This window comes from Amycolatopsis sp. NPDC000009 (genome assembly GCF_055563465.1).
On record NZ_JBVHDI010000006.1, the window covers coordinates 45298 to 60147 of the forward strand.

10 protein-coding genes are annotated in these 14850 nt (G+C 69.0%); 9 read left to right on the plus strand and 1 reads right to left on the minus strand.

The window, feature by feature from the left end:
- The first annotated feature begins 94 nt into the window (after positions 1–94).
- The 8 genes from ACZ3HL_RS18240 (at position 95) to ACZ3HL_RS18275 (ending at position 11645) form a co-directional block, all read left to right on the plus strand.
- Positions 95–418, plus strand: coding sequence for a pilin (locus tag ACZ3HL_RS18240; RefSeq protein WP_465532781.1), 324 nt, complete (start codon positions 95–97; stop codon positions 416–418).
- 3 nt (positions 419–421) lie between these two features.
- Complete coding sequence (locus tag ACZ3HL_RS18245) at positions 422–2758, plus strand: hypothetical protein (protein ID WP_465532307.1); 2337 nt, start codon at positions 422–424, stop codon at positions 2756–2758.
- Between the two features lie 12 nt (positions 2759–2770).
- On the plus strand, positions 2771–3943 hold the full coding sequence (locus ACZ3HL_RS18250; protein WP_465532309.1) for a PrgI family protein: 1173 nt from the start codon (positions 2771–2773) through the stop codon (positions 3941–3943).
- Between the two features lie 6 nt (positions 3944–3949).
- On the plus strand, positions 3950–5854 hold the full coding sequence (locus tag ACZ3HL_RS18255; protein WP_465532311.1) for a VirB4 family type IV secretion system protein: 1905 nt from the start codon (positions 3950–3952) through the stop codon (positions 5852–5854).
- A 49-nt stretch (positions 5855–5903) separates the two neighbouring features.
- The gene (locus ACZ3HL_RS18260; RefSeq protein WP_465532313.1) at positions 5904–8510 is read left to right on the plus strand and encodes a helicase HerA domain-containing protein; all 2607 of its coding nucleotides are present in this window, start codon (positions 5904–5906) and stop codon (positions 8508–8510) included.
- A gap of 58 nt (positions 8511–8568) precedes the next feature.
- Complete coding sequence (locus tag ACZ3HL_RS18265) at positions 8569–9660, plus strand: replication-relaxation family protein (protein ID WP_465532315.1); 1092 nt, start codon at positions 8569–8571, stop codon at positions 9658–9660.
- Positions 9661–9684: 24 nt separating this feature from the next.
- Positions 9685–10641, plus strand: a complete 957-nt coding sequence (locus ACZ3HL_RS18270) for a C40 family peptidase (protein WP_465532317.1) — start codon at positions 9685–9687, stop codon at positions 10639–10641.
- 74 nt (positions 10642–10715) lie between these two features.
- Positions 10716–11645: a hypothetical protein gene (locus tag ACZ3HL_RS18275; protein ID WP_465532319.1), complete on the plus strand. Its 930-nt coding sequence runs from the start codon at positions 10716–10718 to the stop codon at positions 11643–11645.
- Positions 11646–12715: 1070 nt separating this feature from the next.
- Here the strand turns inward: ACZ3HL_RS18275 and ACZ3HL_RS18280 are convergent.
- Positions 12716–13588 (minus strand): restriction system modified-DNA reader domain-containing protein, encoded by an 873-nt coding sequence (locus ACZ3HL_RS18280; protein WP_465532321.1) that lies wholly within the window; start codon positions 13586–13588, stop codon positions 12716–12718.
- 372 nt (positions 13589–13960) lie between these two features.
- Here ACZ3HL_RS18280 and ACZ3HL_RS18285 point away from each other — a divergent pair, with 372 nt between their 5' ends.
- Positions 13961–14779: a hypothetical protein gene (locus ACZ3HL_RS18285; RefSeq protein WP_465532323.1), complete on the plus strand. Its 819-nt coding sequence runs from the start codon at positions 13961–13963 to the stop codon at positions 14777–14779.
- The last annotated feature ends 71 nt before the right edge of the window (positions 14780–14850 follow it).

Sequence of the window (14850 nt, forward strand, 5' to 3'; positions counted from 1 at the left end):
TCCCCGACTGGGCGCGCACCCCGGCACGTGCTCCCGGCGGCATCCCGTCGCCCCGTCCGTTGCGAGCCGGAGCAACACCCAGCGCCGGACACGCCTGCTGCTGGCGCTGTGGCTGGTGGTCGCAGGGCTGCTACTGACCGGATCGGCAGCGTCAGCGGAGACGGTGCACATCGTCGCCTTGGCCCCCACCCTCGACACAGTCTTGGACAACATCCGTACGTGGATCATGGGAATCCTCGGCGGGGTCGCGGTCGTCTTCCTGACCATCGGCGGGCTGCGCTACCTCATGGCATCCGGGGACCCCGGCGAGATCGAAAAGGCGAAAGGCGCGTTCAAGGCCGCCGGGATCGGCTTCGGTCTCGCCGCGCTCGCGCCGGTCGTGGTCGAGATCCTCAAAGGCATCGTGGGCGGGGTGTGACCGATGCACAGGCCCACTCCGCATACCGCCCGTTCCCGCCCCGCGGATCGCAGCCGCACCGCCCGGTCCGCACGCGTCATGGTCGGCCCGTCGACTACCGCTTTGCCGCAGGGCTGTGCCCGTCGCACGCCGTCCCGTCGGGTATCGATAGGACGGCGCTCCCGCTGGCTGGCCGCACTGGTCGTGTTGCTGGTGACTGTGCTCGGCGTGATGGTCTCGGCCTTCGCCACTCCCGGTCCGGGCCCGGCAGCCGTCGCGCAACCCGCACCAGTCCAGCTGCCGATCCCGCCGAATCCCAGTTGCCCGCCGGAGAGTGCCGAGCCGGTCTGCCGGCTACCCGCCACCGGCCCCACACGGTCGATCCCGGCGACCCCTTTGCCGCCGATCACAACCCTGCCCGGTGGCCCGGCTCCGTCGTGTTTCCCCGGCTCGATCCTGCCCGGCTGCAGCCCGATCGACGGCACCCCGCCCTCACCCACGGCTCCGTCGTGCGAGGGCCCGAACTGCATTCCCCAGCCCACCTCCCTCACCCCGGGAACACAGCCGCTCGCGCCGATTCCGGGTGCGGGCGCCGGGGAGGCCGAGTGTGGGTTCGGCAGCCTGACCGGCTGCATGGTCAACGCGGCGACCGCGCTGTTCGCCACCGTGGTCGCCATCGGGCTGAACCCGCTGCTCGATCTGCTCGGCAAGACGTTGCTGACCACACCGGAACCGAGTGCCGTGCCCAATTTGGGGGCGGTGTGGACCGAGTCCTGGCACATTCTGCTCGCCGCCTACGTGGTCTTGGTGTTGCTGGCCGGGATGATCCTGATGGCGTATCAGACGCTGCAGGCGCGCTACACCGTCAAGGAACTCGCGCCGCGTCTGGTCGTCGGATTCCTGGCCGGCACGCTGTCGCTGTTCCTGGCGACCAAGGGCATCGAGATCGCCAACGCCCTCTCCCGCGCCGTGCTGGGCGAGCAGGTCGACCCGGCCACGATGACCCGCGGCCTCGTCACGATGGTGCAGGGCTCCCTGCAGGGCGGAGGGCTGTTCCTCGCGCTGCTCGGCGTCGCGCTGGTGGTGATGCTGCTCGTCCTGTTGATCACGTTCATCGTGCGGGTGATCGTGACGATCCTGCTGATCGCCGCCGCCCCGATCGCGCTGATGTTCCACGCCCTCCCACACACCGAGGGCATCGCCACCACGTGGTGGAAGGCCTACGGCGGAGTGCTGGGCATCCAGGTCGCCCAGTCACTGACGCTGGTCGCCGGGTTGAAGATCTTCTTCGCGCCCGGCGGGTTTACGATCTTCGGCCCGACGCCGTCGGCGCTGACGAACCTGCTGCTGTGCATCGCGTTGATGTTCGTGCTGATCAAGATCCCGTTCTGGTTCCTGTCCCCGCTCCGTTCCAGCGGGCGGCGGTCGTTGATCGGCTCCCTGATCCGGGGCGTCATCGCCTACAAGACGATGGGACTGCTCGGTGGCGTCGTAGGCGGCGGCAAACGCGGCGGCGGGCGGCATCCTCGCGGTACGGGCCGAGGTCCCGCGGAGCAGACGGATCCGCCGGTGACGCGCTCGGGCCAGTACCTGCTGCCGTTGCGGGTGCGGCGGGTGTCGAAGCCGTTCCGCACACCGCGCCGGGGCTTCGACGAGATCCCCCGGCCGGGCCTGCCCGCCGACCGCACCCCGGGCCCCGGCCAGACATCGCTGTTCACCGTGCGCCGCACCGGCGACGCCGTGACCGCCAGCCCGAACCCGCGAGCGATGCCGCCCAAGGATCTGCCCAACGTGCTCCCCACCGACCAGCTCGGGTTGCCGATCACCGTGCGCCACAACCCCTCCCGGGAGCCGCGTCGCACACTGGCCGACGACCTCGCCGCCGGGCACCCCGCACCACCACCGGTATCGCAGCCCGGGCTTCTGCTCCCGGACGGGCAGGTCAACCGCCGGGCTCGGCCACCGGTGACACTGCGCGGCGCGCTGATCGCCCCGAGCATCGGGATGCTGCCGATCCATCTGCCACCGCAAACCCCGCGCCGCGCCCGACGCGCACTCGCCGACGACCTGGCCGATCCCGCCCGCACGACGCGGGCACCGCAGACCGGGCCAGCGCTGATCTCCAAATCCGGGGAGATCACCAAAGCCGCCCGCGCGCACCGCCGTCCGGTCCGCGATGCCTACACCGGCAACCGGCCACTCGCCTCGGGCCAGTACCCGCTCCCGCTCGGCGTCCACCGCCAGTCGACACCGGCCGAGATGCCGACGCCAAGTGCCCCGGCGCGGCCGAAGCGGACGGGCACGCAGCTGCGGTTGCCGCTGGATCTGCCCGCTCGCCCACGTCGCCCGAAAAAGAAGTGAGGAGCCCCGCTCATGTCCAGCCGCCTCGTTCGTATTCCCGCCGATGTCGACCGCCCGGACCGTGTGCTCGGCCCGCTGACCGCGCGGCAGGTCGCGATCCTCGGCGTCACCGGGCTCCTGCTCTATGCCCTCTATGGCGCCACCCGCGGTGTTGTCCCGGTGCTGGTGTTCCTGTGCGCCGCGGTCCCGGTCGGGATCGCGGTGACGGTGATCGCGCTGGGCCATCGTGACGGGCTTCTCCTGGACCGGCTGCTACTGGCCGCGATCCGGCAACGCCTCGCCCCGCGCCACCGGGTCTCCGCCCCGGAAGGCGTCCGGCCCGCCCCCGCCTGGCTCGCCGCCGACGTAGGAAACGACGAGATCGCGCCGACACCGTTGGAGTTGCCCGCCCGCGGTGTCGCCGGGACCGGCCAGATGGGGGTGGTCGATCTCGGCCCGGACGGGCTGGCGGTCATCGCCGCCTGCTCCACGGTCAACTTCTCCCTGCGCACCCCCGCCGAGCAGGAGGCGCTGGCCGGGTCGTTCGCCCGCTACCTGCACTCCCTGACCGCGCCGGTGCAGTTCCTTGTCCGGGCCGAACGGCTCGACCTCGCGCCGCAGATCACCGAGCTGCGCCATCACGCCGGCGGGCTGCCGCATCCAGCCTTGGAGGCCGCCGCCCGGGACCACGCCGACTACCTCGACGACCTCTCGCGCCACGCCGACCTGCTGCGCCGCCAGGTGCTGCTGGTGTTACGGGAACCGATCCCTGCCCTCGGCACGGACGCTCGGCCCGGCTCCCGGTGGCGACCGGCCAGGCACCGGCGTGAGGTCGACCCCAGTGCCCGTCAGGCCGCCGAGCAGCGGCTGGTGCGGCGGATGGCCGAAGCCGCCGAGCTGCTGACCCCGGCCGGGGTTGTCGTCAGTCCGCTCGACGCCCCGGCCGCGACCGGGGTGCTGGCCGCGGCCTGTAACCCCGACACGTTCCTGCCGCCCTCGGCCGCGCTGGCCGGGGCCGAGGACATCGTCACCAGCACCACGACCTTCACCGACCTCTACGACACCGAGCCCAGCGCACCCCGCTCCACCGCTGCGCCGGAACGGCAGACATCGCGGTCTGGGGCTGCCGGGCCCTGGCTGGCCGACGACGAGGACTGGGACTACGACGACAGCCTCGCCGAGGCCGACGACAGCGAAGGCAGGTAACCCGACATGTCTCGAATCCATCGCACTCGCACCGGGCCGGCGTCGGCCGGGGCGTTCACTCCGGACGCACTGTCGGTCGGTGCCCGGCATCTCGAGGTCGGCGACGAGTGGGTCGCCTCGTTCGGGGTCACGGGCTACCCGCAGGAGGTCTATCCCGGCTGGCTCGCCCCGCTGCTGACCTACCCCGCCCGCCTCGACGTGTCCGTCCACGTCCAACCGGTCGACCCCGCCACCGCGGCCAAGCAGCTGAAGAACCAGCGCGGAAAGCTGGAATCCTCCCGCCGCGCACGCCAGAACACCCTCGACGACCCGGAGCTGGACGCCGCGGCCGAGGACGCTGCCGAACTGTCCCGCCAGATCGCCCGCGGCGAAGGCCGTCTCTTCAAGTTCGGGTTGTACCTGACCATTCACGCACCGGACGAGGACACTCTCGCCGAGGAGGTCTCGGCGTTGCGGTCGCTGTGCGCGTCGCTGCTGCTGGACGCGAAACCCGCCACCTACCGCGCGCTGCAGGGTTGGGTCACCACCCTGCCGCTCGGACTCGATTCACTGGGTCTGACACGGACCTTCGACACCGCCGCTGTGTCGGCCGCCTATCCGTTCACCTCACCGGATCTGCCCCTGACCGATCCGGTATCGGCCGCGCCGACCGGGGTGCTCTACGGCTACAACGTCGGCTCGGCAGGCTTGGTGCATTGGGACCGGTTCGCCTGCGACAACTACAACGCGATCGTTCTCGGGCGCTCTGGCGCGGGCAAGTCGTATCTGGTCAAGCTCGAAACCCTGCGCAACTTGTATCGGCGGATGCGGCCACCCGACAGCGACGTCGATGGCGGGTGGGGTGCGGACGGGGTGCAGGCGTTCGTGATCGACCCCGAGGACGAATACGCCCGCCTCGCCGCCCAGATAGGCGGCACCTACGTGCATTTGGGCGGCGGCGGTGTCCGGCTCAACCCGTTCGACTTGCCCATCCACACCAGCGCGAGCGGGCGACGCACCGCACCACACGACGCGCTGAACCGGCGCGCGCTGTTCCTGCATACCGTGCTGGCGGTGCTGTTCGGCAGCGAGATCACCGCCGCCGAGCGGACCGTGCTGGACACCGCGATCACCGGCACCTACGCCGCAGCGGGGATCAGCGCGGACCCGCGCAGCTGGACACGCCCGGCACCGCTGATGCGGGACCTGCGCGACACCCTCGCCCTCGCCGGCGACAGTGACCCGGTCGCGGCCGATCTCGCCGCCCGGCTGCACCCGTTCGTCGACGGCGCGTTCGCCGACCTGTTCACCGGGCCGACCACCACCCCGCCTGAAGGCCACCTGGTCGTGTTCTCCCTGCGTGACCTTCCCGAGGAACTCAAAGCGATCGGCACCCTGCTGACCCTCGACGCCGTCTGGCGCCAAGTGTCCAACCCCGCGCACCGCCGCCCCCGGCTGGTCGTGGTCGATGAGGCGTGGCTGCTCATGCAGCAACCCGAGGGAGCGAAGTTCCTGTTCCGGATGGCCAAAGCCGCCCGGAAACACTGGGCGGGGCTGACCGTCGCGACCCAGGACACCTCCGACGTCCTGGGTTCCGACCTCGGTCGCGCGGTCGTGGCGAACGCGGCGACCGTGGTGCTGCTGCGGCAGTCACCGCAGGCGATCGAGGACATCGCCGCGACGTTCAACCTCGGCGCCGGGCAACGGCAGTTCCTGCTCTCGGCCGAACGCGGCCAAGGACTACTCGGCTCCGGGACGGAATGGGTCGCGTTCCAGTCACTGGCCTCCCTTGCCGAGAATCTCGCCGTCACCACAGACCCAGCGGAGCTGGCGGCCGTCGCCGAGCACGATCCCGCACACACCGACTCCAGCCTCGCCGAGGCATACATCGATCTCGGCCCAGCGGATTCCGCCGAACTCGAGACGGCCTGACCACCCCAGCCACCCGCTTCTTCTTGCCTATCGGAAGGTGTATTTCGTCATGCCCACACACATGACCTCGACTGTGCGGCAGAGCTGGCTCGGGGATTACCTCCAAGACCCCGGCACTGTCCTCCACGAGTTACTCACCGCGCTGCACGAGCAGGCGCTCACGTGGGGCCCGATCGCCGCCCCGCTGTGCGCGCTGACGTTCGCGGGCTGGGTGGCCGGGCGGCGATGGTGGCGAGCCCGCTGCCAGACCCTGCTGCAGGAGAACGCGCGCTGCGTCACCGTGCTCGCCCCGCCGAGCGTTGACCCCGCAGGCGGGACCGCGCTCTGGTCCAACCTCGTCGGTCTGCTCCGCCCTGCGTGGAAACGGTTCCTCACCGGTCAACCGCACGTCGCCTTGGAGTACGTGTTCAGCGAGCACGGCGTCACCATCCAGCTGTGGGTCCCCGGAGTTATCCCGCCCCGGCTCGTGGAACGCGCGGTCGAAGCCGCATGGCCCGGCTCCCACACCCGCACCACCCCCGCCCGGCCACCGCTGCCCGAGCCCGCAACCGGGAGGCGGCGGATCACCGTGGGCGGGCAGTCACGGCTGCAGCGGCCCGAGGCGCTGCCGATCCGCACCGCCTTCGACGCCGACCCCATCCGCAGCCTGCTCGGCGCACCCGTGGGCCTTGGCCGGGACGAGCACGCCTGCGTGCAGGTACTGGCCCGCCCGGTCACCGGACGCCGGGTCGCCCAGGCCCGCCGCGCCGCCCGCCGCGTGCACACCGGGGCCTCGACACACCTGGCCGGACGGATCCTCGACCTGATCACCCCGGGTGGGAACGTCGGCCGCAGCGGGCGCACCACCGGCTCCGGCCACATCAGCCAGGACCCGCAGACTTCGCTGGAGTACTCCGCGCAGAACAAGGCCATCGTCGCCAAACAGCGCGGCCCGCAATACGAGACCGTCGTGCGCTACGCCGTAGCCGCGCAGCTGCCCGCCGACGCGGCCGACGGCGCGGTGCGCCAGGCGCGCGACGTCGCCCGCGGGCGGGCACATGCCCTCGCCTCGGCCTTCGCCCCGTTCGACGAGCACAACCGCTTCCACCGACGCCGCCTGCGCCAGCCCGCGCGCGAGCTGGCCACGCGGCGGCTCGGCCGGGGCGATCTGTTGTCGGTGCCCGAGCTCGCGGCGATCGCGCATCTCCCGCTCGACGCCGAGATTCCCGGCGTCGAGCGCGCCGGAGCCAAAGCAGTCGCCCCACCACCTGGGGTTCCCACCCCAGGACCGGACGTGAAGCCCCTCGGGGTGGCCGACACCGGCCACGCCCGCCCCATCGGCCTGCACGTGGCTGATGCCCGCCATCACCTGCACGTGCTCGGCGCCACTGGCTCCGGGAAATCCACCTTGCTGGGCAACATGATCCTCGACGACGCCGACCACGGCCGCGGAGTCGTGTTGATCGACCCGAAAGGCGATCTGGTCACCGACGTCCTCAACCGGCTGCCGAAAACAGCGGCGGATCGGGTGGTGCTGTTCGACGCCGACTCCCTCCACAAACCCCCGTGCCTGAATCCCTTGGAAGGTGGGGAAACCGACCGGGAGGTCGACAACCTCGTCTCCGTGTTCCGGCGCGTCTACTCCGCGTTCTGGGGACCGCGCACCGACGATCTCATGCGCGCCGCCTGCCTCACCCTGCGCGCCCAGGAAGGCGTCCCGACCCTGGCTGATCTGCCCAAGCTTCTCGCGAGCGAGGCGTTCCGCGCCCGCGTCACTGCCGGCCTGACCGATCCGGTCCTCACCGGGTTCTGGGAGTGGTACGACCAGCTCACCGACTCCACCCGCTCCCAGGTGATCTCGCCGCTGATGAACAAACTGCGGGCGTTCCTGTTGCGCCCCTTCGTCAAAGAAGCCATCGCGGGCGGCAAGTCCACAGTGGACATGTCACGGGTGCTCAACGAGGGTGGGATCTGCCTGGTGCGGATCCCGAAAGGCTCCCTCGGCGAGGAAACCACCCGCCTGGTCGGGTCCCTCGTCGTCGCTCGCACCTGGCAGGCCACCACCGCCCGCGCCCGCGTCCCGCAACGACTGCGCCCCGACGCCAGCCTTGTGGTCGACGAGTGCCACAACTTCCTGAACTTGCCGTATCCGCTGGAGGACATGCTGGCCGAGGCCCGCGGGTTCCGGGTCGCGATGACCCTGGCGCATCAACACCTTGGCCAGCTCCCGAGAGAGCTCAAGGAAGGCATCTCGACCAACGCGCGGTCGAAAGTGTTCTTCAATGCCTCCCCGGAAGACGCGCGGGAGCTGTCCCGGCACACCGCACCGCGGTTGTCCGACCACGACCTCGCCCACCTCGGCGTCTACCACGTCGCCGCGCGCCTGGTCGTCCATGGCGCGGAAACCGAGCCGTTCACGATGACGACCACACCCCTGCCCAGACCGGTACCTGGCCGGGCGCGGGAGATCCGGGCGGCGATCCGCCGCACACGACGGGCCCCTACGCCCGCGACATCCAGCACTGCCAGCGAATGCGTCGCTCCCACGTCAACCCGCGCCAGCACTCCCGCCGACGCTACGAAATCCGCCGCGCGGACACGACCTGCGTCCTCGACCGCACAGCGTCGACCCGAGCAGCGGCCCCGCAAGACCGACCCGCGCCGCACTCGCAGCTAACGAGTCCTGCCTGCTTTGTCCACAGCACTTGTCCACAGCCTGTGAAAGAGGTTTCGCGTTGATCATCACCACGACACAGCAGCACGCACTGCGCCAGCACCTGCCCGGCCGCACCACCGCGCGGGCGGCGAACTCGGTCGATCACCAAGCCGCCCTCGCCACCCGGCTCACCGCCCGCGACCGGTGGATCCTCGCCCTGCTCCATGAGCACCGGGTCCTCACCAGCCAGCAGTTGCAGGACGCCGCGTTCCCGTCGGGCCGCTCGGCCCGGCAACGGCTGCGTGATCTCTACCTGTGGCGGGCGGTGTCCCGTTTCCAGCCTTTCCAGCAAGTCGGGCGAGCCCCGATGCACTACATCCTCGGGCCCGCCGGCGCCGGGGTGCTCGCCGCCGAACACGGCCTCGAGGTCAAAGACCTCGGCTACCGCCACGACCGGGCCATGAGCATCGCACACAACCAGCGGCTGGCTCATACCGTCGGCATCGGCGACTTCTTCACCTCGCTGATCGCCCGCACCCGACACCGGCCAGCGGACTCCACCCACGGGCACTCCGAGGCCGTGACAACGTGGTGGTCGGAAACCCGCTGCGCTCGGCACTTCGGCGACCTGGTCATCCCCGACGCCTACGGCCGCTGGAACACGGCCAACACCGAGGTCGAATTCTTCCTCGAGTACGACACCGGCACCGAAAGCCTGACCAAACTCTCCCGCAAGCTGATCGCATACGAACGGCTCGCCGAGGCCACCGGCATCGCGACCCCGGTGCTGATCTGGCTGCCCACCACCCGCCGCGAGGCCGGCGCCCGCAGGGCGCTCGCCCAGATCCACGCCGGTCTCGACCACCCGGACACCGTCCCCGTCGCCACGGCAGCCGCGGACCTGCTCGACCCCCGCACTCCGCACCCGAGTCCCGGCGACGCAGTCTGGCTGCCCCTGACCAGCACCTCACGCCGCACAGCTTCCCGGATCGAACTCGCGAGTTTGCCTGGCGCCTGGCCGGGCCTCGCGCCGCCCACCGCGGGCACCCCCGACGAAGAGGAGAACACGTCCACCGCAGCCGAGGGCGCGACGGCCGTGCGTCGGCTCTCTCCACCCTCGCCGATCCCGCCGCCCGCCAGCCCCAACCGGATCCGCCGGACCGATCCCTGACCTCACTTGTGGAGGTGAGCACCCATGTCTGACTTCGCCAAGCTTGCAGCCGCGGCGGCGGCCGCGTTCCTCCTGCCCGTTGTCGTCATCATGCCCGCGGTCAGCGGAGTCGCCTCGGTGCTCTCCGGCTCCAGCCAGGGCACGTGCGCGCCAGTAGGGGCCTCGGCCGGGTACGGGCCCGAACAGATGGGCCACGCGGCCACCATCGTTGCGGTCGGCAAGCAGATGCAGGTGCCTGAGTACGGATGGGTGATCGCAATCGCCGCCGCGATGCAGGAATCCAAACTGCATAACCTCGCCTACGGCGACCGCGACAGCCTCGGTCTCTTCCAACAGCGACCCTCCCAGGGCTGGGGCACGCCGGAACAAATCCGGACTCCCACATACGCCGCTACCCAGTTCTATCAGCACCTGCTCACGGTGCCGAACTGGCAGCAGATGACCGTAGCTGAGGCCGCGCAAACCGTGCAGCGGTCCGGATTCCCCGACCGGTACGCCGATCACGAGCACGACGCGCGGCAGATCGTCGGCGCGCTGAGCGGCGTGTCCTGCGTCAACATCGCAGGTGCGGGGACCGGGGATTGCAACAATATCCAGGCACCCACACCTGCCGCGATGACCGCGATCAACTACGCGTGCGGACAACGCGGGCTGCCCTATGTCTGGGCTGGCAACGGAGTACAGGACGGCGGCTTCGACTGCTCCGGCCTCACCAAAGCCGCCTATGACGCAGCCGGAATCTCCCTACCTCGCACCGCGCAAACCCAGTACACCGCAGGTCCACGTGTCCCTGATGGACAGCCGCTGTTGCCAGGAGACCTCGTCTTCTACGGCTCCGCCGGCAAAATCCACCACGTCGGTCTATTCATCGGCAACGGGAAGATGGTCCATGCCCCGACCTGGGGGAAACCGGTGATGATCGCGCCCTATCGTAGCGAGAACGGCGACGACTACTTCGGTGCCAGCCGCCCATCCAATTGACCATTTGTAGGTTCTCAATGAATCTTGCGCTTTCTCACCGATCTTGCGCCGAGTCTGCGCCAGGTGCGCGACTCATGCACAAATCCACAGGTCAAGCCCAGGGGTGGCATGCGTGCAATGTCCGACAGCTGACGCAGCCCGAATCCAGTTGCCAGGCCGAGGAATCGAATCAGAATCAGGCCAAGATGATGGGCGGCAACCTGGCGCCCCGCCGCGATATGGGAGCATGGCCCATGCCTGCTCTTGAGCAACAGCGCCAACGACAGTATGCGATCCACACGGTTGCGCTCGGCGACGGCACGGTGCCTCACGCCGCTACCCTTTTCGACACGGCATTGACCAATGGATTGCTCGCCATAGTGGCTACGGACTGGCCAGGCGAGGACCAGTGGAAGAACGGAAAGACAAAGCCAGCCAGCGAGTTGATCAAACTCGTTGGTCAGAAGACGCTCGGCGGTCACTGGCTCATCACGGTCCTCGCCCCTCTCCCTTTCACTCCCAACGATTCGTCCATCACAGTGGAAGTCGATCTAAACGTCCTTCAACACGCACTCGATGTCACGCAGCCGATCCGCCATGGCCGCGGAGGAGGATCCGAGATCGTTCCAGCCGAGGCAGTCAAGGCGTTACAGGACCTCGATATGCATCCGGCACTCGGCGCCCTCTCCGACGCTCACATCAGCGAGTCTGAGATCGCTACCGCTACCGCAGCCGCTGCTGAGTACGAACGCGTCTCCGCCTACATCGATCTCGTCGGCGAAGACGAGATCACTCGCCGCGCAGCACGCGCCGAAGAAGCCCTTCCGGTCGACCCAAAGGAACGGTACGACAGCCCCGGCTTGGGCTGGTGCGACATGTGTGGACACGAGTCACTCGTGATCTCACAGGTGCTCGAATACGGCTCAGAGACGGGCACGTGCTTCGCCTGCTCTTACGTAGTCACAGAGGAAATGCTGTCCGACAGTGAGTTCTCAGCCATGTTGCGTTCACACGACCACGAGTAGCCCCCAGCGCCCGCTCGGCCACCATGCATGGTTCCGCCGAGCGGAGTTTGCCGGACAGTGTCTTTCGACATCGCGCGCTTCTACCTGGACCTGTGGCTGGCAGGCGCGACCGTCCACGACGACGCGTGGTTCAGGAACCTCTACCTCGGCGGTGAGGCCAGTTTTCGATTCCGGGCACGATCACGACGTCGGTCGTCGAACCATCGAGGAGACGCGGGAGCGGGCGCAGCTGAACGACTTGAGTGCGGAGGGCGCGGAGCGAGTCAGCGTGTCTCCCGTCGAGGAGGCCGCTTGTGCGGACGGCGTAGTTCGACGCCGAGGGCAGCGAGATCATGGGCGGCGTTGCGCAAGGCGCGGTGATCGGACGCGGTGCCGGGGAGGGTGTAGGTGCCCCCACCAGGCAAGTGGGCAAGCTCATGCTTGCCGCGGCGGGTCAGCTCGCACCCTGCGGCCTGCAGTCGGGATCGCAACTCGCGCCAGGTGGTCGGCCAGACGTTCCCGACCCCGCCTCGTCGTCGGCGTCGAACCGGTTTAGCGCGCACGGGTGCGGCGCGCGGGCTGGACGGACTGTCGATGTTGAATGAGACAAAGCACACCACCTCGTCGGTGATGCGTACGTGCAACTCGCAGTTGCGTCGGCGGTGGCGGAGCAGGCCGGGCGCGTCGCGTACCGGTGCAGTCCACTGCGGGCTGTGGAATGCAGCCATCACTGCCCGCCGCGCGTCCGGTGTGGACACTCGGCGAGCGACGCCTGGAGTCACGTGGGGGAAATCAGCCTCCGTCATGGTTTACTCCGCAAAGTCGGTCCGTGCTCCGGGTTCGATCTTTCGTGATCCACAGCGCCGTTAACCCCGTCGGGCGCGCGGGCGGCCGGTCAGCACAGAGAACCCCATCGTGCTGACCGGTCGACCCGGCGTCGACGGAACCAGCACGTCGGCAATATCGTCGTCAGCGCGATCCACGCATCGCCAGCGATACTGGGCGCGCGGATACTGCTCGGGTCGGTATCGGGCGGTTACGGTGCAAGGCAACGGGGCGGCACCGTCGGTGCTGGCGCCGCCCCTTGGGGGTCATTGGCCGCGCTGGACGGCCAGTTCGCTGCGCAGGTCACCTAACGTGCGCCCGTCGGATACGCGCCGGAACGCGCTCCAGCCGTTCTGGTGATTGCCGCCCAGTGCGGTGGTGGCGCCGGACGGGTTGGCGTATGCGCGCCCGTCGGAAAGAACAAGACAGCCGTCGGCCCGGACACGCGCGAAGTGCTCAACCCCGATGTGGCGACGGGCCCAGATGAAGTCCTCGCCTGCCTTGATCATTCCGACGGCGAGAAGTTTGGCGACGCCACCGCGTGCCCATTTCACGGGTGGCACGAACAATGATGGTGCGGGTTCCGGCGGTACGGCGGCTTCGGTGGCGTCGACATGCAAGCCCATCAGCGCGGCGGCGGTCGGCGCGACGATACGCGGCCAGCGGTCGTCGACCGCCTTCCAAAGACCGACCTGCTGCCAGTGACCGTGGTATGCCAGCAACATTTCGACATCGGTGACGCGGTCACGAGGCAACATGCAGATCGGGTCGGCGGGTGGCGCCAACCGTACGACAAGGTCTCCGTCGTGTAAGTCAGCCGACGGCATCTCGGGAATCCAGCTACCCGCGAACAGCTCGACATCGGCGGGCCCCTCAGATTCGGCGGCAAGGATGTCCACTGCCAGCACTAGCATCGCCCAGGCATGGTCCGGCGTGCGCATCGGCGTGGTGAACGCCGGGACGAGAATCGTCGCGTCCGGTGGCAAGCCTTCCCAGTCACGCAAGATGGCCTCGCCATCAGTCTCTCCCGCATCGGCTGTCCCGTCGTCACGGTCGGTCAGGCTTGTGGGTAGTTCTTCGGCCTCAGCCACGTCAACGGCGACGGCTGGTGTTTCCACGGTGTCGGATTCGGTCGTCATTGCTATGCGTCCCTTCAGGTTCGGGGCTAGGTGTCGGTGTGAACCGACCTGTATGGACGCTTCGTTGCCGGGGTTTTGTCAACCCCTGCCGGGTGCGGCAATGACGTATTTAACCCTTCTGGTGCACAAATTCCCGGCCGATGCCATCCTGCATGAAGGCAATTCGTCGCACATTGCCGCGATGTCAAAAGGATTTCCGGCCACGCGCGTGTACGTCCCCGCGAGACGTCTGTCTTGTTTGGACGGTTCCCTTGACAGGAAGGCAGCAATGGAGCGTTCATAGGCGTGTAGCCCGAACAGCCGGATGCGCACCGGCGGGCGACGCCCCGGCTGGGGCGTGACCATTTCCCCCTGTTCACAAGGAGTTTCGTCATGTCCGGTAACAACAACGCCGCTGACGCGGTCTCTGACCGTCACCTGCACGTCGTCGACAACAGCGATGACACACAGAAAACCTCGACCACCGTAGACAAGGTCTGGGCCGCGCTGGCCGCCGATCCCGGTGCCACGACCGCCCGGCTGGCGGCGGCAGCGGGGGTCGGACGGTCGACCGCCGCGAAGATTCTGACTCAGTGGGGCCGCGACGGCACCGTCATCCGCACCTCCGGTGACGGCCCCGCAAGCCCGACAACCTGGGCGCCCGCACCGTCAGAGGAGGACACCGCCGACGCCGAACCGGACAACACCGCCACAGCGTCCAGCGTCCCTATCACTGCCGACACCGCCGCGACCGGCACCAACATCCACGACACGACCGATCCCGCCGTCAACGACGGCGCTAAGAACGGCCAGGCCACCGCGACACGCGACGACGACAGCACAGGCGAGAAGGCTGGCCCGTCGGGCCAGGATGGCACGCTGCCCGCCACGGATGACGCCGGAGACACCGTGGACGCCCCGTCGACCATGCCCGTGAAGCCTGTGGCTGCGCAGTCGAAAGACCGGTTGCGCAAGGGTGGGCTGCGGGCGCTGGTGGAGGACTATCTGGCCGAGCGCCCCCAGGACAGCTTCGGTCCAGCCCAGATAGGGAAGGCGCTCGGTCGGTCGGGCGGGGCGGTCAACAACGCTTTGGAGAAGCTTGTTGTCGACGGGTACGCGCGGAAGACCTGCGAGGCCCCGAAACGGTTCGCCATCAACCCGGACAAGACCGACGTTGATACGCCGACGGAAGCCGCTACCGTCACCGTGTGAAAGCACGTCCCTGTGGCCCGGTCAGCCGGACTGACCGGGCCACAGGGCGGTTCCTGTGGCCGAATCGCGGT